Raw genomic sequence first — 23,787 nt, 5'->3', positions numbered from 1 at the left:
TCGATTCAGTGACCTCGTGTGCGCCCATTACTCCGAACGAGCGGATCGCAGGCGGCGAGGCCCCTGTGCGATCGATCCTCAGGTCCAGCTTCATCGATCCTCCACCTTGACCGCTCAGTGGACCGGACATAGCGTACGGGAAAGCGCTTTCCTACCCGAGGGAGCTTCGTGGACACGGTTTGGGCGGACCGCTGGCGAGGCATCGTCGAGCGAACGTGGCGTCCGGCGGCACTCCTCGCCGCCTGCCTGGCGATCTGGCACCTCATCACCGTCACCGGTCTGGTCGAGGCCTACCTGGTGCCGTCGCCGGCCAAGACCTTCGGCCTGCTGGTGGACAAGTGGTCCTACCTCTCCGGCCACACCTGGGTCACCACCTACGAGACGGTGCTCGGGTTCGTCATCGCGGGTGTCCTCGGCGTGCTGATGGCCGTCGCGATGGTCTACTCGCGCACGATCGAGAGCACCGCCTACCCGATCCTGCTGTTCGCGCAGGTCATCCCGAAGATCGCCATCGCGCCGCTGTTCGTGGTGTGGCTCGGCTTCGGCTTCGAGCCCAAGGTGATCGTGGCCGTGCTGATGGCGTTCTTCCCCGTGGTGATCTCCACGGTCACCGGCCTCAAATCGGTCGACACCGAGATGCTCGAGCTCGCGGCGACCATGGGCGGCGGCCCGGTCAAGACGTTCGTGAAGATCCGCTTCCCGGCCGCGCTGCCGCACCTGTTCGCCGGCTTGAAGGTCGCCGTCACGCTGGCCGTGACCGGTGCCGTGGTCGGGGAGTTCGTCGGCTCCAACGAAGGCCTCGGGTACGTGATCCTGCAGGCCAACGGCAACATGGACACGCCGATGCTGTTCGCGGGGCTGATCGTCATCTCGCTGGTCGGCGTCCTGCTCTTCCTCCTGCTCGACCTCGCCGAGAAGCTGATGCTGCCATGGCACGCCAGCCGGCGCGGCGCCGCCGTCACAACACTCCTAGCGAAGGGCGGATTATGAAGAAACTGCTCGCAGGCGTACTTCCCGCGTTGCTGGTGGTCGCCGCCTGCGGTGGGGGCGGCGGCACGACGTCCGGGTCCGGCGGTGAGGTCAAGGACGTCACGCTGACCCTCAACTGGTACCCGTACGGCGAGCACGCGCCGTTCTACTACGGCGTCAAACAGGGCATCTACGAGAAGCACGGCATCAAGCTGAAGATCCAGGCGGGCCAGGGTTCCGGCAAGACCGTCACGGCGACCGGCGCCGGTCAGACGGACTTCGGCTGGGCCGACACGTCCGCGCTCGCCACGGCCGTCGAGCAGGGCGTGCCGGCCAAGAGCATCGGCGTGTTCCTGCAGACCACTCCGGCGTCCGTGCAGTTCTTCACCGACAAGAACATCAAGAAGCCCGAGGACCTCAAGGGCAAGTCCGTCGCCACGACCGCGGGGGACGCGTTGACCAAGACGTTCCCCGCTTTCCTGAAGCAGAACGGCATGCAGGAGTCCGACGTCTCCATCCAGAACATCGACCCGGCGGGCAAGATGGCCGCGGTCATCTCCAACCGCACGGACGTGCTGCTGGGGTTTGCGTCCGACCAGGGGCCGACCATCAAGGAGAAGTCCGGCAAGGACGTCGGGTATCTCCGGTTCTCCGAGTTCGGGCTCAACTACTTCAGCAACGGGCTGCTCACCTCGAAGTCCATGCTGCAGAAGGATCCCGACCTGGTGAAGAAGATGGTCGCGGCGACGCAGGAGGCGTGGGCGGAGGCCGAGAAGGCACCGGAGGCCGCGGCCGAGTCGATGAAGGGTGCCGCCGAGCAGCTGCCGTCGCCGACGGTGGTGCTGGAGCAGTTCAAGACGACGCTGACGTTGCTGCACACCGATGCGACGAAGGACAAGGCGCCGGGGGTCAACACCGTGGACGACTGGAAGAAGACGATCGAGACCTTCCAGAAGACCGGCATCATCAAGGAGGCTTCCGAGCCGTCGGCCTACTGGGAAGAAAGTGTGGCCCCGAAGGGATGAGCGTGACTCTGGGAACCACCACCTCCGCCGTTGAGATCAGCGACGTCTCCGTGCGCTTCCAGTCGAAGCGCACGGAGGTGACCGCGATCCAGCAGGTCTCGCTGTCCGTCGCGCCGGGTGAGTTCGTGTCCATCGTCGGGCCGTCCGGTTGCGGCAAGTCCACGTTGCTGAAGCTGGTGTCCGGCTTGCTGAGGCCGTCGTCGGGGTCGGTGACCTTGCTCGGGGAGCAGGTGTGCGGGCCGCGGCACGACATCGGGTTCGTGTTCCAGCGGGCCGCGTTGCTGGAGTGGCGGTCGGCGCGCAGGAACATCCTGCTGCAGGCCGAGATGCGGGGGATGAACGCCGCCGAGGCGGGCAGGCGTGCGGACGAGCTCATCGAGATGACGGGGCTCTCCGGGTTCGAGAACGCCCTGCCGCACGAGTTGTCCGGTGGCATGCAGCAGCGCGTGGCGTTGTGTCGCGCGTTGTTGCACCAGCCTCGGGTGTTGCTGATGGACGAGCCGTTCGGTGCGCTGGACGCGTTGACGCGCGAGCAGATGAACGTCGAGCTGCACCGGGTGTGGCGGGAGACCGGCACGACTGTGCTGCTGGTGACGCACTCGATCGCGGAGTCGGTGTACCTGGCGAACCGGGTGATCGTGCTGACGCAACGGCCCGCGGTCGTCAAGGAGGTCATCGAGGTCGACCTGCCGAGCACCAGGGACTATTCGGACACGATGGCGCGCCCGGAGTTCGCGTCGGCGACCGCGCACATCCGCGACCTGCTGGGAGCCGTGACAGGGCACGACTGAGCGCGTAGAGTCTGGCTCGCCGCCGCGTGGTAAGCGCTTTCCCGAGCCGACCCACGAGGTGGTGCGCGATGTTCCGATCGCTGTCGATAGTAACCGCGCTGGCTGTTGCGGCGGCTGTCCTGGTGCCACAGGCGGCCGCCCAGCCAGGTCCGGTCGCGGACCCGCTGCCCCCACCCGCGTCGTCGGGCATCGGCCTGCGGTTGCAGGAGATCGCCCGGCTGCCGCAGTCGTCGACCACTCCCGCCGCGGGGGACAGCAGGCTCAAGCAGTACAACCGGGTCAACTACCTCGGCGAAATTCCGGACGGCTCCGGCCGGTTCTTCGTGCCGGACATGAACGGCAGGATGTACACGCTCAACCACGACGGCAGCGGGCAGCGGACGTACCTCGACGTGCGTTCGGCCATCGGCGCGAACTTCCACAACCACCAGGGACTCGGCAGCGGGTTCGGGTTCGTCGCGTTCCACCCGCAGTTCGCGACCAACGGCAAGTTCTACACCGCGCACACCGAGGCCAAGGACGCGCTGAAGAACCGCACGCCTGACCTACCGTCACCGAACTCCGTGGTGCACGGCGTGATCACCGAGTGGACCGCGTCGAACCCGAAGGCCGCGACGTTCGCGGGCACTCGCCGTGAGCTGCTGCGCATCGGGTTCGCCATGTACCTGCACGGGTTCCAGGAGATCGGCTTCGGCCCTGACAACCTGCTGTACCTCGCGGTCGGTGACGGCGGCATCGGCTACCGCTCGGACGTGCCGCAGGACGTGAAGGTGCCGCAGGGCAAGATCCTGCGCATCGACCCGGCGGGAACCAACAGCGGCAACCGGAAGTACGGCATCCCGCCGTCGAACCCGTTCCTGGGCAAGCCCGGCGCGCTGGCCGAGCTGTACGCGATCGGCATGCGCGACCCGTACCGGTTCAGCTGGGACACCGGCGGCACGCGCAAGATGCTGCTCGGCCACATCGGCGAGAAGGTCGTGGAGTCGGTCTACGAGGTCAAGCCCGGCGCCAACCTCGGCTGGGGACAACGCGAAGGCCACCTGACCTACCGCCGCGACGATCCCAAGTGCCAGCTCTACCCGCTGCCCGCCGACGACGCGAAGTACGGCTACACCTACCCGGTCGCGGGCTTCGACCACAACCGGCCGGGCGGCGGCTGCGGGGACAGCGGCAACGCGCTGATCGGCGGCTTCGTCTACCGCGGCACGGCGGTTCCCTCCCTGCAGGGCAAGTACGTCTACGGCGAGGGCGTGAAGGGCCTGCTGTACTTCGCCGAGGAGAAGGACATGCGGGCAGGGGCGCCGCTCGCGAAGACGTTCGAGCTCGCGGTGTACGACTCGGCGGGCAAGCGCACGACCATGCAGTCGCTGGCCGGCAAGTCCCGCGTCGACCTGCGGTTCGGCACGGACGCCGCCGGTGAGCTGTACGTGCTGGCCAAGGCGAACGGCAAGATCTGGAAGGTCACCGGCACCGTCCAGACCCAGCAGGCCTGTGACTCCGGCGGCGACGTCGTCAGCGGGGTGACGCGTGCGGGGGACTGGAAGCCCGTCACGCCGTCGCGCTGGCGGTTTCCCGGCAACGAGGTCGTGCTGTCCAGGGCCGGTGCGGTCAGGCCTGGTCCGAGGCGCCCCAACGAGTACGCGGTCGTCACCAAGGGGCCTGCGTTCGGCAACGTCGCGGTGGACGCGCAGGTGCGGCTGGACACCCCTGTCTCGCAGAAGGAACGCGACGTCGTGATCGTGTTCGGGTACCAGTCCGACACCCGCTTCTACTACGCGCACCTCTCGTCGGACAACAAGATCTATCCGCACAACGGGATCTTCCTGGTGGACAACGCCGACCGGGTGCGCATCGACGACCAGTGGAACGGCTCGGTGGGCGCAGCACCCGCGATCTCCGACATGAACTGGCACCGCGTCCGCGTCACGCACTGCGCGGACACCGGGGCGATCGCCGTGCACGTGGACGGCTCGTCGCAGCCGTTGATGACGGCGACGAACACGGTGTTGAAGTCCGGCAGGGTCGGCTTCGGCTCGTTCGACAACGTCGGCCGCGTCGCTGACCTGCGGATCAGCGGGAAGTCCGCGGCCGTGCAGGCGGAGGCGTCCCCCGAGGTGTCGCCGGGCATCGCGTCCGCGGTCGTGCACCACTACGACTTCGACCATCCCGCAGCCGACCCGAAGAAGGAGGACGACCTCGGACGTGCCGACGCGCGGACGCCGATCTCACTGGTCAACGGCGGGGCCGCGATGCGGGTGCAGGACGGCGCGTTCCCGGGCTCCAGGACGTCGCTGCAGCTCAAACAGGTGCGGCCGGACAGCAAGAGCAACGACGACTGGAAAGCGGGCGTCTACAGCTCGTCCGGCGTCGCGTCGATGAAGGCGTTCAGCGGGGCGCGCGGCATGTCGATCATGACCTGGGTGAAGATCACCGGGGAGGCGCCCGCCCGCAACTCCAACTCGTCCGGCACGTCGGACCGCTACGGCGCGATCGGCATCGCCGGCGTGCTCTCGGGTGATTCCGACGGCCACGCCGCGCGCGCGTTGCTGGAGACGGAGAACCACGACGGCGCGATGCGGCTGATCGCCCTGGGGCGTCGCGTGGACGGCGGTGACAAGCAGTTCTTCGTCGCGAACGCCGACTGGAAGACGCTGCTGCCGTTGCACAAGTGGGTGTTCCTCGCCGGGACGTTCGACTTCGACAACGGCACGATCGGCCTCTACGTCGACGGCAAGGCCGTGGAGGGCACGTACGCGGTCAAGGGTGACCCGTGGAAGATCGGGGGAGCGCCCGAACCCGACGTCACCTCGGCGACCAACCCGCGCGGGATCAAGATCGGCGGCAGCCACCCGCAGAACAACCGCGAGGCCAACGCCTGCAACTGCCGCCTCGACGGACTCATGTTCCTGGACCGCGCGGTGAGTGCGGACGAGGTGCGCGGCCAGTACGAGTGGGTGACCGGCGGCAGGCGTTGAGGGGTTGTAACCACCTTATTAGCTAGGTAGATTCCGGGTGCCGCTGCATTGGAAAGCGCTTTCCGCTGCCGTGCTGGCACGGCCTGGCCCACGGGGTGGTGGGGGATGTTCAGACGCTTGTCCCGGTTGGCTGTCACAACATTCGCGTTATCGGCGTTGATCGTGCCCATCGCGTCGGCGCAACAGGATGCGCCGATCGCCGACCCGCTGCCGACACCGGGTGCCTCCGGTGTCGGCCTGGAGCTCACCGAGGTCGCGCAGCTGCCGAAGTCGCAGCCGGTGCCGCCGCCGACCGACACCAGACTGGTGCGCTACAACAGGATCAACTACCTCGGCGAGGTGCCGGACGGCTCCGGCCGGATGTTCGTGCCGGACATGAACGGGAAGCTCTACCTGCTGGACAAGGGTGTCCAGCACGCGTTCCTCGATCTCGGCGTGGCGGTCGGCTCCGACTTCCACACCCACCGCGGCCTGGGCAGCGGCTTCGGGTTCGCCGCGTTCCACCCGGACTTCAAGCGCAACGGCAAGTTCTACACCGTGCACACCGAGACCGGTTCCGCGCTGACGACGAAGAAGCCGGACCTGCCCTCGCCCGCCGACACCCAGGTGCACGGCGTGATCACCGAGTGGACCGCGGCGGACCCGCGCGCGGACGTCTTCTCCGGCACGCGCCGCGAACTGCTGCGCGTCGGCTTCGCGTCGTTCATCCACGGCTTCCAGGAGATCGGCTTCAACCCGACCGCGCGCTGGTGGGACGAGGACTACAAGCTGCTCTACGTCGCGTCCGGTGACGGCGGCATCGGCGTCTCGACGACCGTGCCGCAGGACCTCGCGCTGCCCCAGGGCAAGATCCTGCGCATCGACCCGGCCGGACGCAACGGCGTCAACGGCCAGTACGGCGTGCCGCGCGCGAACCCGTTCGTGCGCAAGGCAGGCGCGCTGGGGGAGATCTACGCGTACGGCATGCGCGACCCGTACCGCTTCAGCTGGGACCCCGCCACGCACCGGATGTACATGGGCCACATCGGCGAGAAGGCCGTCGACGCGGTCTACGAGGTCCGCAAGGGCGCCAACCTGGGCTGGAGCGAACGCGAGGGCATCTGGGAGTACCGGCGCGGCGATCCGTCCTGCGGCGTGTTCCCGCTGCCGGCCGACGACGCCAAGTACGGCTACACCTACCCGGTCACCGCGTTCGACCACAACCGCCTCTCGTCGCAGCGGCCGTGCGCCGACAGCGGCAACGCGTTGATGGGCGGCTTCGTCTACCGCGGCTCGAAGATCCCCTCGTTGCGCGGCAGGTACATCTACGGCGAGGGAGTGAAGGGCCTGCTCTACTACGCCGACGAACGCGAGATGCGCGCCGGTCGGCCGATGGCCACCTCCCGCGAGCTCATGGTCTACGTCAACGGCGCGCTGACCACGATGAAGGCCCTGGTCAACGACCCGAACCGGGTCGACCTGCGCTTCGGCCAGGACGCCGCCGGTGAGCTCTACGTGCTGGCCAAGGCGAACGGCAAGATCTGGAAGGTGACGGGCGCCCGCACGTTCGCGTCGTGCCGCTCGGGCCACGACTTCGTCGCAGGCGCCGGTTCCGCGCGGTCGTGGCAGCCGGTGACTCCTTCGCTCTGGCAGTTCCCCGGACGCGAGGTCGTGCTGGCCCAGCCCGGCGTCGCCCGGCCAGGCCCGCGCCGCCCGTTCGAGTACGCGGTGCTGCAGAAGGGACCGGCGTTCGGCTCGGTGCAGGTCGACGCCTCGGTGCGGCTGGACACCCCGGTCGCCGAGTCCAACCGGGACGTGATCATCGTGTTCGGTTACCGCTCGGACACCGAGTTCTACTACGCGCATCTCTCGTCGGACAACAAGATCTACCCGCACAACGGCATCTTCGTCGTGAACAACGCCGACCGGTTGCGCCTCGACCACCAATGGGACGCGGTGCGTTCCGTCGGCGCGCCTCCCGCCGTCACCGACACGGCGTGGCATCGCGTGCGGGTCAAGCACTGTGCCGACTCGGGCGAGATCGCCGTGTACATGGACGGTTCGCCGTATCCGCTGATGACCGCCGTGGACAAGACCTTCGCCTCGGGCCGCGTCGGCTTCGGTTCGTTCGACAACATCGGCCGGCTCCGCGACCTGCGGGTGAAGGGCAAGGGGGTCCGATGAAGCGGCTGCTCGCGGCCGGCCTCGTCGCGGTGTTCAGCGTGGGCCTGGCCGCACCGGCCCAGGCGACGTTCGGCACGGTGCTGCCCAGCCTGTCCCGCAACCTGGTGTCCTACTACGACTTCGAACACCCGGTGCGCGGCGACAAGGCCCTGGAACAGGACCGCGGCCGTTCAGGCACCGCACTACAACTGATCAACGGCGGCGCTGACATGCGCGTGCGCGACGGGGCGTTCCGGCGCAGCCGCACCTCGTTGCAGCTCAGGCAGATCACTCCGGAGGCCGCAGGCAACGACGACTGGAAGGCGGGCCTGTACAGCGAGACCGGAGTACCGACGCTGAAGGCGTTCAACGGCGCGCGGCAGGCGTCGATCATGGGCTGGGTGAAGATGACGGGCCAGAACCCGGCCCCGAACTCCAACACCGCCAACCCCTCGGACCTCTACGGTGCCATCGGCCTGGCCGGCGTCCTCACCGGCGACTCCAACGGCCACGCGGTGCGCGCGCTGCTGGAGCTGATCCAGGTCGACGGCGAACTCAAGCTCGTCGCACTGGCCCGCAGGATCGACGGCGGTGACTCGCAGACCTTCGCCGCCACCTCGCCGTGGCAGGAGTTGCTGCCGCAGAACGAATGGGTGTTCCTCGCAGCCACGTTCGACTTCGACACAGGCTCGATGGCCCTGTACCGCGACGGAAAGCCGCTGGCAGGCAGGTACGTCGTCGCCGGTGACCCGTGGAAGCTCGAAGGCGAGCCGGAACCGGACCTCGCGTCTGCCACCGACCCGCGCGGGTACAAGATCGGCGGCAGCTACCCGCAGAACACCCGCGAGGGCAACGCCTGCAACTGCCGGATGGACAGCCTCATGTTCCTGGACCGCGCGGCCCACCCGTGGGAGGTGTACCTGCAGCACCGCTGGATGAAGGGCTGACCGCGCCGAGGGCTCCTGGTCACGCGATGACCAGGAGCCACTCATCCGCTGCTGATGGCGAACAGCTTCATCTTGTCGTCGTCGGTGTTCTGGAACGGCCGGCCGCCCCAGCGCTGGTTGGCGAACGCGCAGTCCCGCGGGGTGCTCTGCACGTTGTTCTTGACCATGTTCAGCACCCAGTTGCCGATCTTCGACACCGTCGGCGACTCCGGGTTCGCCCACCACGCCTCGAACAACGTGCCGTGGTTGAAGGTGTCGTAGACGACAGCGCACATCGACCGGTCCTGGGTGATGGCGCTGTAGTACTTGCCGATCTGCAGCGGGCGGTTCAGCTCGTTGACCCACTCGACGGCCTCGGTCACCTCGGGCGCGTCGACGGTGATCCCGGTCGAGATCTGCATGCTCCACGGGTGATCACCGACGCAGCCCGGTTACAGCCGCTCGAGGTAGCCCCGGCAGAAGTTGACCGACCTGGCGACCAGCTCGGCGAACTGCGGATCCGGTGCCCTCATCGTGTCTCCTGAAGTCCACTGTGGATGAAGGGCGCCCACGAGAACACCGGCCGCGCGACGCCGGGAGTCCAGCGCCCGTCGCGAACGGCGCACATCGCGTGGTGCAGGGCCGCGGCGGAGTCGCGTCGCGGATCCGCCACCAGGGCGCGGTAGAACAGGGTGGCGACCTCGCGGGCGGGCCCGTCGGGGACCGGCCACCTGGTCGAGATCACCGAACGGAAGCCCGCCTGCTGGAAGGCGCCCGCGATGTGGATCGGCTCGTCGGCGATGTCGAGCCGCCCGCGCCCGCTGTCGCACGCGGACAGGTACGCGAGCTCGCCCTCGCCGCGGTCCAGCGCGGCGATCTGGAGGCTGGTGAGCGGGCCGGTGCTGACGTCGTCGTACGGGAACAGCAGCGCGCTGTCCGCCCGCTTCCAGTCGAGCAGGCCGTGCCCGGCGAAGTGCACCCACCGGTGCCGGGTGATCTCCTGGCACAGCCGGGCGTGGTGTGCCTCCGCGTCCAGCAGCACGGTGCTGGAGCCGACTTCGCGGGCGACCGCCAGTGCCTCCGCGTGTGCGTTGGCGAGGTCGGCACCGCTCTCGGTGGTCGACAGGCCGATCGCGAGCACGGCGGGAGGCCTCGGCGGCGGTGCGGGCATCGCGAGTGCGTCGGCGAGCATGCGGATCGTCGGTGTGTACGACGAGATGACGTGGTCCATCGTGGACTGTCCCGGCACGCGTTCGCCCTTCCACGTCCCCGGCGCCGCGCGGTACCACCCCGCCGCGTGCAGGGGGAGGGAGTGGAGGAACCCGGTCGGACACCACCAGATCCGGGCGAGCTCGCCGTCAGATGAGGGCCCGAGCGCGGTCAGCACGGGCTGCACCGCCGTGCGCCACAACCAGGTGAGCACGGCGTGGGCGTTGCGCTGGTCGTCGCTCTCCAGGCAGTCGAGGAACAACGTCGTCTGCCGCATCACCGCCTCGAACGTCATGGCGGGCAACGGAACGACCCGGACGGCACCTCGTCCCACCAGGATCGCGTCCGAGCCGGCGCGGGCGACGTTGACCACGACGACCTGGCGTTCGCCGAGCAGCGACACCAGGTCCGCGCATTCCGGTGGCAGCTGGAACCGGGCGAACTCGCCGCCGAGCGCCCTGATCCTGCCCAGCGCCGCGGCGCGCCGGCGTTGCACCTGGAGGCGGTGCTCCGCGTCGCGTGCGGGAGCGAGGTGGTCACCGGTGGCCCCGGCGCCGAGCCGGCCGAGGTCGAGGACCACGGCGGCGTACTCGGAGGCGAGCCCGGGGTTCACCTGGCGCAGGCGCGACAGTGCCCGGCGGTCGAGGTGCGGATGCTCGACCAGCACCGCCCTGCCCTGCTCCAGCAACTCGACGGCGAGTTCCGGCCGCCCTGCCCGGATGGCGCAGGCCGCTGCCTCCGAAGCCAGCGCGAACACGCTGGGCAGCTTGCTCAGGCGGTCGGCCCGGTGCCACGTCGCCGGGGCGAGGTCGGCGATCAGCTCGATGGCCGCGCGGTAGTGCGCGGTGGCCGACTCCCAGTTCTGCTCGGTGGCGTCCAGGCGGCCGAGATCGGCGAGCCTGTCGATGCGCACGCCGGGGGCCGTCACCGTCGTGGCGGCGATGGCCTGCCACAGCTTCCTGAGCTCGGCCACCATCCCCGCGTCGTCCGGTGTCACGTCCAGCCGGTGCGAGAGGATCTGGGCCAGCTTGTACTGGAACACCGCCCTGGCGCGGTCGTTGCGCCTGCTGGACGCGAGCAACGCCCTGATCCGGTGCTCGGTGAGGTCGAGCACGCTGAGGGGCGCGCCGGACTCGACCCTGGACAGGGAGATGGACGCGAGGACGTTGACGAGCAGGTCGTACCCGCGGCTGGTCGGGTTGAGCGTCGCGAGTTCCGTGGTCGCGATCTGTTCGGCCTCGTCCAGCAGGCCGGGCTGCTGCTCGTCGCGGTACACGTCGAGCAGGCCTGTCGCGAGGTTGTTGACCAGCACCGGCCGCAGCGAGCTGCCGCTGGGCACGGTGGCCAGCGCCGAACGCAGGTGCCTCAGGCCCTCCTGGTGGTCGCGTGCGGCCTGCTCCGGCCCGAACCTGATGTCGGCGCGGCTGATCAGGTAACCACCCAGGGCGGTCAGGACGGCGGGCAGGAACGAGTCGGTGGCAGGCAACGCCTCGGCGCCTCGGGCCAGCGCGTCGATGGCCGCGTCGAGCGTGCCCGGCGCCGCGGTGATCTCGTAGCGCTGGTACAGCAGCGTTCCGAGGGCGTGCAGCGAGCCGCCGTAGTCGATGCTGTCCGGTTCGATCATCTCGACGGCCTCGGTGCACAGCGCGATGGCCGAGTCCAGGTCCGCCAGGTCCCCGGACAGGCCGAAGCGGTGGCTCAGCACGTTGCTCAGCCCGATCAGCGATCCCGGCCGCAACCGGTGTTGCGCGGGCACCAGGTCGAGTGCGGCTCTGAACACCTGGTCCGCCGCGGTCAGCACCGCCACGTCGGAGGTCTCCGAGTACAGCTCGACGAGTGCGGTGCCCCAGTTGTTGTGAGCCACCGAGCGGTTCTCGAGTGATCCTTCTTCGGACAGCGCCGCGGCCGCGGCCACGCTGACGGCTTCCTTCAGGATCGGTAGCTCTCCCTTCAGCTGGTGCTGCAGCACCAGCGCCGAACTGAGCGTGCTGCGCGCGCTCGCGAGGTCAGCGGGTTCAGCGGCGGGGGCGCCGACCGCGAGCCGGCACAGCGCGACTTCCTCGTCCACATAGGACTGCAGTCCGGTCAGGTCGTAGCGGGCACGCATCGCCGTGGCGAGCCCGGCGAGTGCCAGCAGGAAATCGGGGAAGAGGCCGAGGGCCCTGCGGTAGGTGTCCTCTGCGGCGTCGAGATCGGCCACGTTGCGGGCGGCGTCGTACCGGTCCATCAGCACGCTGCCCAGGTTGGTCCGCGCGATGACGAGGGCGAAGTCGGAAGCTTGGGGGCACTCGACCGCCTGGGTGGCCGCGAGCACCGCCTGGTCCAGCAGGTCCCTCCGTCCAGTGAGGACACTCATGCCGCGCAGGACTCGGCCGAGCGTGCTCAGGCGTTCGCACCTGTACTGATCGTCGGGTCCCATGGCGGCGATCTCCCGTTCGAGGAGATCACGTGACCGGACCAGTGAGTCGAAGTCGTTGGTGTGGCGGGAGTGGTCCAGCAGGCGTTCCGCCTCGGCCACCACCGGGTCCTCGTACCCGCCCACGCTCAGTCCTCGTCGGCCCAGCGGGGGAGTTCGTCACCGCAGGTCCACAGGAAGCTGTGCGGCCCGGTCATGTGCTCGTGGAAGCGGGCGACCATGCGCCGCAACGGTTCGTGGCAGGCCGGGTCCCACTCCCAGAGGAAGTCGATCATCAGGTCGGGCGTCCTGAGCAGCGTCTCGCCGTCCTCGTCGTGGTCCTCCAGGAACTGGTCGCGGAACCGGGCGCGGGCCCGTTCGTCACCGGTCTGGTCGAAGAACGGCATGGCACCACCACCGGCGACGGCGCGCCTGGTGCGGTCGACCAGTTCGACGACGTTCTCCGCGGTCTCCGGTTTGCCGGTGTCGCGCAGGATGCCCAGGTAGAAGTCCGGGAACAGGACGGGGATGTCACGCGGGCCCGGCGGCGTCCCGACGAGGTGGGCGTCCACGGCGCGGCACAGCCTGTCCGCTTCTTCCCTGTGCAGGAAAGTGATGACGAACAGGCCGGAGCCCTCGACGGAGACGAGGTAGTTCCCGTTCGGCCGGACGAGGATCTCCGTGCCGCGGATCCGGGAGGCGTCCGCTTCCCTGACCACTTCGCCGCGCTTGAGCTGGAAGACGCGGCTCGTCGTCACCACGGTGACACCCGAGTGCCAGGCGGAGTCGACCGCCACCGCGACGAGGCGTTCGTGCTCGCCCAGATGGTTCAGCAGGGCTTCCTGCTCCCCGGCGAGCTTGCGGCGTCCGTACCTGTCGTCGTTGACGAGTGCGGTGTGGACGGCGGGCATGAGATCGGGCGTCGGGCTGAAGAGACTCATGTGTCCTCCGTGGCGGCGTGCTTGGGACTTCGCCGCCGCCACGGCGGGTGTTACCGGGAATCCCTTTCTCCCCCAACTGGAATCCCCGTCAGTCGAACACCAGGACGCCCTGCGTGGCCGGCTGCATCGTCCCGACCTTCGCCTCGCTGACCTTGAGCTTGGTCATGTCCGCGATCGGCTGGCCGTCCGTCCCGATGAACGTCACCTTCACCGGCACCATGCCCGGCAGTTCGGCGGTCATCTCGTTGATGGCGAACGAGTTGGCGTCGTCGTCCACGTCCAGCTGCACCCCGGCGAACGCGGTCTGCCCCGGCTGCAGCGTGATCGACGGACCCTCGCCCGGCACCAGCTTCTGCTCCACCGGGATCGCGGCGGGCTCGTTCGCGGGGTTGGTGAAGGCCAGCTTCGGCCAGCCCTGGAACGTGATCGGCGCGGTGCCCTGGTTCGTCGCGGCGAGCAGGCCCAGGCCCGGCTTGCCCTGCATGGTCAGCTCTGCCTTCACCGCGGGCTTCTGCTTGTCGCTCGCCGACGCGGACGTCGGCGCGGCCTCGCTGGTCGTGGAGGTCGCCTGACCCTGGGACGCCGGGGTCGGCGACCCGCAGGCCGTGGCGCCGACCGCGAGGACGGCGGCGAGGATCGTGAGACGCATGCGAGGACTCCTTGCCCGGTGGTACGTGTTGATCTCCATCGAATAGCCGGGACGTGGGGTTTCGCAAACCCCGATCGCCCGTTCGTGTGGCGAACCACTGCACGGGCGATCGAGGCGCGTGACGTCAGAGGGTGGCGATCCGCACCGCTTTGGCCATCGCCTCGAACCCCTTGTCACCGGGGTGCAGGTGGTCACCCTGGTCGTAGTCGGGCCGGATCCGCTGCGGATCGGCGGGATCCCGGATCACCTGGTCGAAGTCCACCACAGCGTCGAAGTCCGAGCTGCCGCGGATGAACGCGTTCACGGTCTGCCGCACGGACTCCAGCTCCTCGGTGTAGCTGTTCCAGCCCTTGAACGGTGTGATCGTCGCGCCGACCACCCGCAGCCCGCGGTCGTGCGACCTGGCCGCGATCTGCTTCAGCGCGGCGATGATCTTGGCGGGGTCGGTCTGGTGCGGGGTCTGCTGGATGTCGTTGATGCCCTCGAACACGATGACCGTGCGGACGCCGGACTGGGTGAGCACGTCGCGGTTCAGCCTGGCCAGCGCGTTGGGGCCGGCCGAGCCGCCGTCGAGCAGCAGGCGGTTGCCGCTGATGCCCGCGTTCAGCACGCCCAGGCGGGTGTTCACGCGGTCGGCGAGCTGGTCGGGCCAGCGCAGGTTCGCGCCCCACGTCGAGTTCGCGCCGTCGGTGATCGAGTCGCCGAGTGCCACGACGCTGCCCTGCAGGGTCGACGACCGCACGTCCACGCCCGAGACGTAGTGCCAGTTCGTGGTGCGTTCGCGGTAGGCGAGGGCGGACTCGTCGGCCGTGTGGTTGCCCTCGCGGGTGAAGTACGAGTTCTGCATCGTGAGCTGGTGGTGCGTGACCGGGCCGCCCGGCTCGGGGGTGTAGACGCTCACCAGGAGGTCCGAGTCGGCAGGGACGTTCAGGGCCACGCCGTCGCTCACCACGTCGGCGCCGGGTGGGGCGGTGATCGACTGCGCGCCGCCGAACGTCAGCGTGCGCATGGTGCCCGGTAACGCGAGGGGTGTGTCCGGGCCGGCCGCGCGGGCGACCGTGACCTGGCCGAACAGGATCGGCGTGCGGCCGTAGGCGTTGGAGAGCCGGACGCGGATCTCCTTGCCTCCCGCGCTGACGTGCACGATGTTGCGCAGCGAGAAGTTCGGATAGCCGTTGTCGGTGCCGGGGACCGCGGAGGACGGCGCGGTCGCCCACGTGCCCACCCATCGGAGCGGTGCGGCCTGTGCGGGTGAGGCCGCGGCCACGAGCAACGCCACTGCCAGCAGAAAGCGTTTCATGTCCTCGACCTTGGCAGCGCTCTCACGCGTCCGGTATCCGCCGATCTTCGGATCTATGCTTCAGCACGTGTGGAACGGTGCGGAGTACCAGGGCAGGTTCGACGCGCTCGCCGCGTCCGGCAAGGACGTGCACGGCGAGGCGACCTTCGTGCGCGCGTACGGGCCGAAGTCCGTGCTGGACGCCGGATGCGGCACCGGACGGGTCGGGATCGAGCTCGCCAGGCACGGCATCGAGGTGGTCGGCGCCGACGTCGACGAGTCGATGCTGGCCCATGCGCGCGAACTGGCTCCCGACATCCCGTGGGTGCGGTCTGACCTGGCCGAACTCGACCTGGGACGCACGTTCGACGTGGTCGTGATGGCGGGCAACGTGCCGCTGTTCACCGCGCCGGGAACGCAGGACGCGCTCGTCGCGGGTGTCGCCAGACATGTCGGGAACGTGTTGGTCGCCGGGTTCAGCCTGGACCGCGGCTACACGGCCGAGCAGTACGACGAACACTGCGCCCAGGCCGGGCTCACGCTGGTCGAACGGTTCGCCACGTGGGACCGGAAGCCGTTCGAGAACGGCGGCTACGCGGTGACGGTCAGCCGTCTCGATAGGCGCTGACCCCTGGCCGGGAGTGCTCCCCGCACGGTAGATCTGGTCGGTCTACCAGCAGGGGGAGTACATGCGTTTAGCAGGAGCGATCGCCGTCACCGCACTGGTGCTGAGCGGTCAGACCGTCGCGACGGCGGCACCGGCACCGGTCCAGCCGGACCCGTTGCTGGCCTTCCTGGCGGATCCGGGCGCGAGCGACCTGACCAAGGCCGCCAAGGCGCGCGAGGCCAAGACCAGGGCACGGATCCTCACGGCCGCGGCGCCGGGGTACACCTACGCCGAACGTGAGCAGGCATCGGCGCGAGACCGCAACGACAGCCCGTGGACCGCCGAGTCCACGGACTTCCGCCGGCACCGCGCCGCGTTGTTCACGGGCTCGCTGGCCGCGGACCCGACCATGCCGGTCGTCGCCGAGTTCGCCGAACCCAACGACAGCCCGCAGACCGCGAGTGCCTCCGGCGTCGGCACGACCCACCGCGCGATCAGGACGACCGGCCGGATCGCAGGCGCGGACCAGGACTTCTACCTGGTGCGCGGCAACGGTCACACGACCTTCGACACCCGCACCGAGGGCAGCGACCTCGACACCGTGCTGACGGTGTTCGACGCGTCCGGCAAGGAGATCGCGGCCAACGACACGGTCGGCGTCAGCACCGACGCACGCCTGGAGGTCGACCTGGCCGCGGGCGCGGACTTCTTCGTCCGCGTCACCGGCGGGATGAACACCGCCGGTGCCTACGAACTGACGATCGCGGCTGGTGAAGGCAAGGGGGACAAGGACTTCTTCGCCGTCGACCTCAAGGCGGGCGACGTGATCGGCGCGTCCGTCGCGGGTGCCGCCCGCAAGGTCGCCGTGCACGACAGCAGGGGTCGCGAGGCGATGGGCTCCCGGCAGGACTTCTCCGGCGTCTACCCGAAGGAGAACCCGTTGCCCGGCGGCGGGAACGCGGCCGCGGACTTCCTCGCCCCGCGCGACGGCCGCTACTACGTCGGCGTCGAGGACGGCACCGGTCACTACCAGCTGACGGTCAAGGCGTTCCGGCCCGGCAGCGAGAAAGCCGGGCCGCAGACGGTGTTCGTGGACTTCGACGGCGCCCTCGTCGACACGACGGTGTGGGGACCACCGGGGGAGAAACAGCTGTCGCCGTTGTCGAGCTTCCTCGCCAACTGGGGCTTGAGCGCGGCCGACGAGAAGCGCGTCGTGTCCGTTGCGGTCGACACGATCCGCGAGAACCTGGCGCTGCACGGCAACTTCGGCGTCAAACTGCTCAACAGCCGTGACCACGCCGACCCGTGGGGCCAGAAGAACGTCAGCAGGCTCGTCATCGGCGGCACGATCGCCGAGTCCGGCGTGGAGACGGTGGCGATCGCGCAGTCCATCGACCCCGGCAACTTCGGGCACGAGGAGACCGCGATGGTCCAGCTCGACCTGCTCAGCGCTCCCGCGGGCCCGTCCGTCTCGCTCAACACCTACATCACACCGGCCAGTGACAAGGTCCTGTTCGTCGGCCGCGCGCTGGGCAACATCGCGGCGCACGAGCTGGGACACCTCTCCGGTTCGTGGCACCAGCACCAGTTCAACGAGCACGACACGCTCATGGACCAGGGCGGCAACCCGAAGGCGATGTTCGCGGTCGGCGCCGACGCGATCGGGGGCAACGCCGACGACACGGACATCGACTTCGGCGTGGACGTGTTCGTGCCGAACGAGGGCTTCACCGGCGTCGAGGACGCGGCGACGCGCACGAAGTGGGGCTACAGCCGGGGATAGGCCTGCGTCGCCGCCTCGACGAAGTCGAGCGTGAGCGGGTCGTCCTTCACCCACGCGATCACGACGGGGCTGGGCGGCATGTCGGCCAGCGGCACGACGACGAGCTCGCCGAGGTCGTGACCGAGCGGGGCCAGTCCCACGGAACCGTTCCACAGCACGGATTGCACGCACTCCTGGACGGCGCGGACCGTCGGACCGCTGCGCGGTTCGCCGCCGTTCCAGTAGTTCCGCCAGATCTCGTCGGTCCCGTCCGGGAACTGGAACCAGTCGCGACCGGCGAGATCCGCGGTGGTGATCCGTTCGCGGGCAGCGAGCGGATCATCGGCCCGCAGCACCGCGCCGACCGGGTCCTGGCGCAGCACCAGGGTTTTCAGGCCGCTCTCGTCGAACGGGCCGCGCGTCAGGGCGACGTCGACCTGGCCGGTGCGCAGGCCGCAGGTCGGGTCGGTCAGGTCGGTCTCGCGCACGCGGATCTCGACCTGCGGGTGCTTGCGCCGGAACGCGGCGGCGAGCCTGGCGGCGCCGTGGTCGCCCATCATGCCGACGGTGATCGTCGTCCGCGCGAGCTTGGCGCGGATGCGGTCGGCGTGGTCGAGCAGCGCCCTCGCCTCGGCCAGCAGGACCTGGCCCGCGTCGGTCAGCGTGACGCCGGCGGGGGAGCGGTCCAGCAGGGTGACGCCGAGGTCGTGCTCCAGGTGCTTGATCGCCCGGCTGAGCGGCGGCTGGCTCAGGTGGAGTCGCTGCGCGGCACGGCCGAAGTGCAGCTCCTCCGCGACCGCGACGAAGTACCGCAAGGTCCGCAGCTCCATGATCAGGCACGATACTCGCGCGGTATCGGGTGTGCGCAGACGGTCTTGGACGCGCACCGCACCCCGCGGGTGAAGTGGAGGCATGAACCTTCCTGACCCCGTCGTCCACGTCTCCGGTGCCGTCGAGGTGGCCGCCGACGTACTGGTGATCCCCAACGAGCACGTCAGCCTGGTGCCCAACATCGGGATCATCGGCGGCACCGAGGCGATCCTCGTCGTGGACACCGGACTCGGCCTCACCAACGCCACCGAGGTGCTGACCTTCGCGGACAAGATCGCGAACGGACGGCGGATCCACCTGACGACGACCCACTTCCACCCGGAGCACGCGTTCGGCGCGTCCGTGTTCGAAAGCTCCTACCTGGTGAACCGGGCTCAGGCGGATGACCTGCGGCGCAAGGGATCCGGCTACCTGGAGCAGTTCCGCGGGTTCGGCGGGACGATCGCCGAACGGCTGGCGGGCGTCGAGGTGCCGGTGCCGGACGAGGTGTTCGACGGCGTCCGCGAGCTCGACCTCGGCGGCCGGACGGTGCTGCTGCGGCCCACCGGGCGCGGCCACACGCTGGGGGACCAGGTGGTCGAGGTGCCGGACGCGGGCGTGCTGTTCACCGGCGACCTGGCCGAGACCGGGCAGTTCGCGATCTTCCCGTGGTTCCCGCCGCACGACACCGACGTCTCCGGCCTCGCGTGGATCGACGTGATGGACGGGCTGATCGCCGGCCAGCCGCGGATCGTCGTGCCCGGCCACGGCTCGGTCGGTGATGTCCAGGTGCTGCAAGGGGTCCGGGACTACCTGGGCGAGCTGCGGGACGAGACGTGGCGGCGCCGCGACTCCGCGATGGGGCTCGACGAGATCGTGGCCGAGGTGCGGGCCGTGCTGATCGAACGGCATCCGGAGTGGACGGGGCAGGAGTGGATCGAACCCGGGGTGGGCTGCCTCTGCGCTGAGTAGCCTCGCTCTGGTGAGACTGCTCGAGTGCGGCCACGCTGCCGTCACCGGTCCTCTGCGCGTGTGCGAGCACATGCTGGTGGAGAAGTCGCCGGACTACTACCGGGTGCTGACGGGCTCGGGCGTGCGGTACGACGTGGCGTGCCGGGAGTGCGCCGGGAAGCCGCTGACGACGGTCTGCGAGGGGTGTGCCGAGCGGGCGGAGGACTGGGGCGAAAGCCTTGGCTGGAAAGGAACTCCCGAGATCCGGCACGAGGATCGGCCGGTGCCGGGGACCGTGCGTTCGCAGCCGTGGGACGTCCAGCCGCTCAACGACCGCTGCCTGGCACCGCTGCCGGACGGCTGGCTCGCACTGACCGAGTCGGGCCTGGTGGACCAGAACGGGTTCACGTGCGCGGTGGCGTTGCCGGTCACCCACGGCAAGAAGGCCCTGCTCGCCCTGCACACGTCGGCTGACGGCCGCTACGCCGCCGTGTGCGTGGACTACGGGTCTCAGGCCGTCGTCATCGACCTGAGCGCCAAGACCGTGGTGCTGGAACTGGACCGCGGCGCCTATCACGTCGATTGGACGCCGTATCCGATCGTGTTCGTGCCGGGAGACCGGGTGCTCGCGGCGACGGAGTGGAACCGGCTCGACCTCTTCGCGCTGCCGTCCGGTGAGCTGCTGACGGAACGGGAGCCGGAAGGGCCGTTCTTCCACGGGCGCCTCACCCCGAGTCCCGGCGGCCGGTGGGCGCTCGACGATCGCTGGGTCTGGGGTCCTGCCGGCCTGCCGCACGTCGTGGACCTGGAGGCGGGACTGCGGGACGGCGGTGTGCAGCTGGCCCAGCGCTGGTACGCCTGGGACCAGCCGGTCGCCTGGGTGACGCAGGACGTCGTGGCCGTCCAGCGCATCGGTGAGGACGACGAACTGATGCTCGACGGCGTCGAGCTGTACGAGCTTCCTGCCGGACGGCGCGTGGGCGCGTTCGCGGGGCCGTCCGGGCCGATGTGGGGCCACGAAGGGCTGTTGTACGTCGTCGGCGCAGACGGGCTGGAGATCTGGGAGCCCGAACGCGGTGTGCGGATCGGCCTGGTGAAAGGGTTCCGGCCCACCGCGCACCGCGACGGCACGTTCGTCGCCCTCAACGATGGCGTGCTCAATAGCTTCAGTGTTGACTAAATAAAGTCCTCGCCGAGGCGCGCGCGGATGACCTTCTTCGGCACGCACATGGTCCAGGCGCCGATGACGAGCTCGGTCATCTCCTCGACGTCCAACTCGGCCATCGAGGCGTGCACCCACTGGAAGCGCATGTCGGACTCGCTCGGGAAGGCGAACTTGACCGGGTCGCTCGCGACGAGCGCCTCCCGTTCCTCGCGCGGGTAGCCGAAGCCCAGCACCGTCTCGTCGCGGGAGAGTGCCGCGTAGACGATCTGGCCCACGCGGAACTTCACGCGGTCGCGGATGAGGTGCTCGGTGGTGCGCGGCAGTGTGAGTGCCACGGCGCGAATGTCGGCGACGGTGACCATTGGTTCATCCTGCCGCACACGCTCCGTTGATGGAGGCACTTCAGGCAAATTCGGCAAATCATGCCGAATCGGACAATGGTGATCGAGAACCGTCTGGTTCTTCAATTCCCGTGGCTGTCTCAATTCGAATTTGCAAGCACAACAAAACCCGCGCCCAAAAGGCCTTCTTGCAAAGCCTTGGCAGATGGTGTGACCTGCATCGACGCACTTCCGGAAGCTGAAGCACTTCAGTGCTGTCCGGAATGGGCCAGCGGGGAATATTTCCGGCCGATGAGAGCGCGAACACACTCCACTCCCCATTTCACCCGATCGGGTGAAAAGTGGCGTTATGAACCTCAAGCGGTCCCTTCCGGCTCTTCTTCCGCTCGTGCTCACCGCGACCTTCTTCGCGAGTGGCGCGGCTGAGTCGGCGACCCCGACGCAAAGCCCCGTCAACGTCACGCCCAACGCGATCCGGTTCGACCCGAACGCGGCCAAGCTCGACGTCTCGTACGGGCATTCGGCACTGGAGCTGAAGTACATCCGCAAGGACACGGACCAGGCCAACGGCTGCACGACCCGCAATCACGAAGAGACAGAGGAGGCGGAGGTCGAGCCGGGAGCAGGCCACGTCACCGTCGCCGGCACCAGATACGACCTGGTCCAGTTCCACTTCCACACGCCGTCGGAGCACGCGTTCGGTGGCCGCCACACCCCGCTCGAGATGCACCTCGTGCACCGCAGCGCCGAGGGCAAGCTCCTCGTCGTCGGCGTGCCGCTGGTCGTCGGCACGCACTCCGTCGTGGACGACGTGCTGGCCAGGCTCTCGCCCGAGTGCGGTGCGCCGGTCGACATCGAGCCGATCAACCTCAACCGGTTGCTGCCCTCGGGTCACCACACGCTGCACTACACCGGTTCGCTCACCACGGCGCCGTTCACCGAGGGCGTCGAGTGGTACCTGACCGGCGAGCAGCACGTGACGGCCGCGGCCATCGCGCGCTTCAAGGGGCTGTTCACCGCGGGCAACGCCCGTGCGACGCAGCCGCTCAACGGCCGGACGTTCGTGGACGTCCCGCGCATCTGAGTACTGCAAACGAGAAGGCCGGTCCCGTGCGGGGCCGGCCTTCTCGTGTCTACAGGCGTGCCGCCGTGGTGATCGCCTCGGTGACGGCGGTGACCGCCGGCGTGGCGGTGCCGGGGAGCCGGGCCACGAGGACCCTGCGGATCTCGGGTGGCGCGCCCTGGACCCGCAGGACGGCCACGCCGGGCGGGAGGACCGCCGTCAGCCCCTCCGGGACCGTCGTGACTCCGGCACCGGCGGCGACCAGGTGCAGTTTCGTGAGCCAGTCCCGTCCACTGTGGACGACGCGCGCCCGTCCCGGCAGGCCGGGCCAGACACCGAGCAGCGGCTCCGTGCTCGACGAGGGGCTGGCGATCCACGGTGCGTCGACCAGTTCGTCGACCCATGCGGCCGCACACGGAGGCCCCTTCGACCGCACCGTCCTCGTGCCCAGGGCGGCGTGACGAGCTTCACCGATACAGGGGTCGTATGCAATTGCCCGCGCGTGCAACTATTGTCGACGCGGACAACCTACGACTTCAAGGACTGTGTGACATGCCTGTCGCCCTGCTCGCCCTCGCGATCAGCGCCTTCGCCATCGGCACGACCGAGTTCGTGATCATGGGACTGCTGCCGGACGTGGCCGCTGACCTCGGTGTCTCCATTCCGAGCGCGGGGCTGCTGATCTCCGGGTACGCGCTCGGTGTCGTGATCGGCGCGCCGCTGCTGACCGTTCTCGGCGGCCGCCTGCCGCGCAAGAAGATGCTGCTCGGGCTGATGGTGCTGTTCATCGCGGGCAACCTCGTCTCCGCGATGGCCGACACCTACGGCGTGCTGATGAGCGGGCGCGTGGTCGCCGCACTGGCGCACGGCGCGTTCTTCGGTGTCGGCTCGGTCGTCGCCGCTGACCTCGTCGCACCGCAACGCAGGGCGAGCGCCATCGCGTTGATGTTCACCGGTCTGACCGTGGCGAACGTCCTGGGCGTGCCGATGGGCACGGCGCTCGGCCAGGAGCTGGGCTGGCGGTCGACGTTCTGGGCGGTGACGGTGCTCGGCGTGATCGGGCTGCTCGGCATCGTGTTCCTGGTGCCGAGTCAGCAGGCCCAGGGCGGCAACCTGCGCAGTGAGCTCGCCGTGTTCCGCAACCCGCAGGTGTGGCTTGCACTGCTGATGACCGCGTTCGGCTTCGCGGGCGTCTTCGCGTCGTTCACCTACATCGCGCCGATGATGACCGAGGTCGCGGGCTTCTCGCCGGGCGCCGTGACGTGGCTGCTGGTGCTGTTCGGCGTCGGCCTGTTCGCCGGCAACCTGCTGGGTGGCAAGGCGGCGGACCGCTCGGTCATGAAGAGCACCATCGTCATCCTGATCGCGCTGGCCGCGATCCTCACGGCGTTCGTGTTCACCGCGCACTCGCCCGTGCTGGCGGCGATCACCATCGTGCTGTTCGGGGCGGCCGGGTTCGCCACGGTGCCGCCGCTGCAGATGCGGGTCATGCAGACCGCGGAAGGTGCTCCTGCACTTGCCAGCGCGGCGAACATCGCGGCGTTCAACCTCGGCAACGCCGGTGGCGCGTGGCTCGGCGGTCTCGCGATCGAACGCGGCCTCGGCTACACCGCGCCCAACTGGATCGGGGCCCTGCTCGCGGTCGGTGGCCTCGGCATCGCCCTGGTGTCGGTATTCCTCGATCGGCGTGTGAGGAGAGGCACCGGCCCGGAGTCTTTTGAAGCGCTTCAGAAGAACCGTAAAATCGATGCGGTAGCTAACTAAGTCCGCTGCTCACGAGCCATGGG

20 protein-coding genes are annotated in these 23,787 nt (G+C 69.1%); 12 read left to right on the top strand and 8 right to left on the bottom strand.

The window, feature by feature from the left end; translation table 11 throughout:
* The first annotated feature begins 168 nt into the window (after window positions 1-168).
* From ACSHWB_RS46195 to ACSHWB_RS46170, 6 genes are all read left to right on the top strand, one after another.
* On the top strand, window positions 169-990 hold the full coding sequence (locus tag ACSHWB_RS46195; RefSeq protein WP_439659685.1) for an ABC transporter permease: 822 nt from the start codon (window positions 169-171) through the stop codon (window positions 988-990).
* A complete protein-coding gene (locus ACSHWB_RS46190) occupies window positions 987-1,994 on the top strand; it encodes an ABC transporter substrate-binding protein (RefSeq protein WP_439659684.1) in 1,008 nt (335 codons plus the stop codon). The genes ACSHWB_RS46195 and ACSHWB_RS46190 overlap by 4 nt, the downstream gene beginning before the upstream one ends.
* Window positions 1,991-2,785, top strand: a complete 795-nt coding sequence (locus ACSHWB_RS46185) for an ABC transporter ATP-binding protein (protein ID WP_439659683.1) — start codon at window positions 1,991-1,993, stop codon at window positions 2,783-2,785. Before ACSHWB_RS46190 ends, ACSHWB_RS46185 begins: the two co-directional genes overlap by 4 nt.
* Before the next feature lie 68 nt (window positions 2,786-2,853).
* Window positions 2,854-5,760: a PQQ-dependent sugar dehydrogenase gene (locus ACSHWB_RS46180; RefSeq protein ID WP_439659682.1), complete on the top strand. Its 2,907-nt coding sequence runs from the start codon at window positions 2,854-2,856 to the stop codon at window positions 5,758-5,760.
* Window positions 5,761-5,922: 162 nt separating this feature from the next.
* Window positions 5,923-7,923, top strand: a complete 2,001-nt coding sequence (locus ACSHWB_RS46175; protein WP_439659681.1) for a PQQ-dependent sugar dehydrogenase — start codon at window positions 5,923-5,925, stop codon at window positions 7,921-7,923.
* The gene (locus ACSHWB_RS46170) at window positions 7,920-8,849 is read left to right on the top strand and encodes a LamG-like jellyroll fold domain-containing protein (RefSeq protein WP_439659680.1); all 930 of its coding nucleotides are present in this window, start codon (window positions 7,920-7,922) and stop codon (window positions 8,847-8,849) included. The genes ACSHWB_RS46175 and ACSHWB_RS46170 overlap by 4 nt, the downstream gene beginning before the upstream one ends.
* 41 nt (window positions 8,850-8,890) lie before the next feature.
* Here the strand turns inward: ACSHWB_RS46170 and ACSHWB_RS46165 are convergent, their stop codons facing one another.
* The 5 genes from ACSHWB_RS46165 to ACSHWB_RS46145 form a co-directional block, all read right to left on the bottom strand.
* The gene (locus ACSHWB_RS46165) at window positions 8,891-9,250 is read right to left on the bottom strand and encodes a hypothetical protein (RefSeq protein WP_439659679.1); all 360 of its coding nucleotides are present in this window, start codon (window positions 9,248-9,250) and stop codon (window positions 8,891-8,893) included.
* A gap of 107 nt (window positions 9,251-9,357) precedes the next feature.
* The gene (locus ACSHWB_RS46160) at window positions 9,358-12,579 is read right to left on the bottom strand and encodes a CHAT domain-containing protein (RefSeq protein ID WP_439659678.1); all 3,222 of its coding nucleotides are present in this window, start codon (window positions 12,577-12,579) and stop codon (window positions 9,358-9,360) included.
* A 2-nt stretch (window positions 12,580-12,581) separates the two neighbouring features.
* Window positions 12,582-13,373, bottom strand: a complete 792-nt coding sequence (locus ACSHWB_RS46155; RefSeq protein WP_439659677.1) for a hypothetical protein — start codon at window positions 13,371-13,373, stop codon at window positions 12,582-12,584.
* A gap of 88 nt (window positions 13,374-13,461) precedes the next feature.
* A complete protein-coding gene (locus ACSHWB_RS46150; RefSeq protein WP_439659676.1) occupies window positions 13,462-14,022 on the bottom strand; it encodes a DUF4232 domain-containing protein in 561 nt (186 codons plus the stop codon).
* A 124-nt stretch (window positions 14,023-14,146) separates the two neighbouring features.
* Window positions 14,147-15,322: an SGNH/GDSL hydrolase family protein gene (locus tag ACSHWB_RS46145; RefSeq protein ID WP_439659675.1), complete on the bottom strand. Its 1,176-nt coding sequence runs from the start codon at window positions 15,320-15,322 to the stop codon at window positions 14,147-14,149.
* Between the two features lie 55 nt (window positions 15,323-15,377).
* Between ACSHWB_RS46145 and ACSHWB_RS46140 the strand changes: the two genes are divergently transcribed.
* Together ACSHWB_RS46140 and ACSHWB_RS46135 are read left to right on the top strand one after the other, a co-directional pair.
* Entirely contained in the window at window positions 15,378-15,929 is a 552-nt protein-coding gene (locus ACSHWB_RS46140) for a class I SAM-dependent DNA methyltransferase (protein ID WP_439659674.1), read from the top strand.
* A 61-nt stretch (window positions 15,930-15,990) separates the two neighbouring features.
* The gene (locus tag ACSHWB_RS46135) at window positions 15,991-17,691 is read left to right on the top strand and encodes a hypothetical protein (protein WP_439659673.1); all 1,701 of its coding nucleotides are present in this window, start codon (window positions 15,991-15,993) and stop codon (window positions 17,689-17,691) included.
* On the opposite strand, the gene ACSHWB_RS46130 is transcribed toward ACSHWB_RS46135, so the two are convergent.
* The gene (locus tag ACSHWB_RS46130) at window positions 17,676-18,500 is read right to left on the bottom strand and encodes a LysR family transcriptional regulator (RefSeq protein WP_439659672.1); all 825 of its coding nucleotides are present in this window, start codon (window positions 18,498-18,500) and stop codon (window positions 17,676-17,678) included. The genes ACSHWB_RS46135 and ACSHWB_RS46130 overlap by 16 nt on opposite strands.
* Before the next feature lie 82 nt (window positions 18,501-18,582).
* Between ACSHWB_RS46130 and ACSHWB_RS46125 the strand changes: the two genes are divergently transcribed.
* Both ACSHWB_RS46125 and ACSHWB_RS46120 read left to right on the top strand, forming a co-directional pair.
* A complete protein-coding gene (locus ACSHWB_RS46125; RefSeq protein WP_439659671.1) occupies window positions 18,583-19,452 on the top strand; it encodes an MBL fold metallo-hydrolase in 870 nt (289 codons plus the stop codon).
* Window positions 19,453-19,462: 10 nt separating this feature from the next.
* Window positions 19,463-20,611: a hypothetical protein gene (locus ACSHWB_RS46120; RefSeq protein ID WP_439659670.1), complete on the top strand. Its 1,149-nt coding sequence runs from the start codon at window positions 19,463-19,465 to the stop codon at window positions 20,609-20,611.
* Here ACSHWB_RS46120 and ACSHWB_RS46115 read toward each other — a convergent pair.
* Entirely contained in the window at window positions 20,608-20,958 is a 351-nt protein-coding gene (locus tag ACSHWB_RS46115) for an MmcQ/YjbR family DNA-binding protein (protein WP_319981066.1), read from the bottom strand. The genes ACSHWB_RS46120 and ACSHWB_RS46115 overlap by 4 nt on opposite strands.
* A gap of 328 nt (window positions 20,959-21,286) precedes the next feature.
* Between ACSHWB_RS46115 and ACSHWB_RS46110 the strand changes: the two genes are divergently transcribed.
* The gene (locus tag ACSHWB_RS46110) at window positions 21,287-22,021 is read left to right on the top strand and encodes a carbonic anhydrase family protein (protein ID WP_439659669.1); all 735 of its coding nucleotides are present in this window, start codon (window positions 21,287-21,289) and stop codon (window positions 22,019-22,021) included.
* Between the two features lie 49 nt (window positions 22,022-22,070).
* On the opposite strand, the gene ACSHWB_RS46105 is transcribed toward ACSHWB_RS46110, so the two are convergent.
* Window positions 22,071-22,436, bottom strand: coding sequence for a LysR substrate-binding domain-containing protein (locus ACSHWB_RS46105; protein WP_439659668.1), 366 nt, complete (start codon window positions 22,434-22,436; stop codon window positions 22,071-22,073).
* A 116-nt stretch (window positions 22,437-22,552) separates the two neighbouring features.
* Between ACSHWB_RS46105 and ACSHWB_RS46100 the strand changes: the two genes are divergently transcribed.
* The gene (locus ACSHWB_RS46100) at window positions 22,553-23,764 is read left to right on the top strand and encodes an MFS transporter (protein ID WP_439659667.1); all 1,212 of its coding nucleotides are present in this window, start codon (window positions 22,553-22,555) and stop codon (window positions 23,762-23,764) included.
* Window positions 23,765-23,787 lie beyond the last annotated feature (23 nt).

Origin of the sequence: Lentzea sp. HUAS TT2 (assembly GCF_051853195.1) — a bacterium.
Classification (GTDB): Bacteria; Actinomycetota; Actinomycetes; order Mycobacteriales; family Pseudonocardiaceae; genus Lentzea.
This window is presented reverse-complemented; position numbering and strand designations above follow the sequence as displayed.

Coding starts and splice junctions, on each gene's coding strand:
- ACSHWB_RS46190 (WP_439659684.1), top strand. CDS start 987: ATGAAGAAACTGCTCGCAGGCGTACTTCCCGCGTTGCTGGTGGTCGCC.
- ACSHWB_RS46185 (WP_439659683.1), top strand. CDS start 1,991: ATGAGCGTGACTCTGGGAACCACCACCTCCGCCGTTGAGATCAGCGAC.
- ACSHWB_RS46180 (WP_439659682.1), top strand. CDS start 2,854: ATGTTCCGATCGCTGTCGATAGTAACCGCGCTGGCTGTTGCGGCGGCT.
- ACSHWB_RS46170 (WP_439659680.1), top strand. CDS start 7,920: ATGAAGCGGCTGCTCGCGGCCGGCCTCGTCGCGGTGTTCAGCGTGGGC.
- ACSHWB_RS46165 (WP_439659679.1), bottom strand. CDS start 9,250: ATGCAGATCTCGACCGGGATCACCGTCGACGCGCCCGAGGTGACCGAG.
- ACSHWB_RS46155 (WP_439659677.1), bottom strand. CDS start 13,373: ATGAGTCTCTTCAGCCCGACGCCCGATCTCATGCCCGCCGTCCACACC.
- ACSHWB_RS46150 (WP_439659676.1), bottom strand. CDS start 14,022: ATGCGTCTCACGATCCTCGCCGCCGTCCTCGCGGTCGGCGCCACGGCC.
- ACSHWB_RS46145 (WP_439659675.1), bottom strand. CDS start 15,322: ATGAAACGCTTTCTGCTGGCAGTGGCGTTGCTCGTGGCCGCGGCCTCA.
- ACSHWB_RS46140 (WP_439659674.1), top strand. CDS start 15,378: ATGCTTCAGCACGTGTGGAACGGTGCGGAGTACCAGGGCAGGTTCGAC.
- ACSHWB_RS46135 (WP_439659673.1), top strand. CDS start 15,991: ATGCGTTTAGCAGGAGCGATCGCCGTCACCGCACTGGTGCTGAGCGGT.
- ACSHWB_RS46130 (WP_439659672.1), bottom strand. CDS start 18,500: ATGGAGCTGCGGACCTTGCGGTACTTCGTCGCGGTCGCGGAGGAGCTG.
- ACSHWB_RS46125 (WP_439659671.1), top strand. CDS start 18,583: ATGAACCTTCCTGACCCCGTCGTCCACGTCTCCGGTGCCGTCGAGGTG.
- ACSHWB_RS46115 (WP_319981066.1), bottom strand. CDS start 20,958: ATGGTCACCGTCGCCGACATTCGCGCCGTGGCACTCACACTGCCGCGC.
- ACSHWB_RS46110 (WP_439659669.1), top strand. CDS start 21,287: ATGAACCTCAAGCGGTCCCTTCCGGCTCTTCTTCCGCTCGTGCTCACC.
- ACSHWB_RS46100 (WP_439659667.1), top strand. CDS start 22,553: ATGCCTGTCGCCCTGCTCGCCCTCGCGATCAGCGCCTTCGCCATCGGC.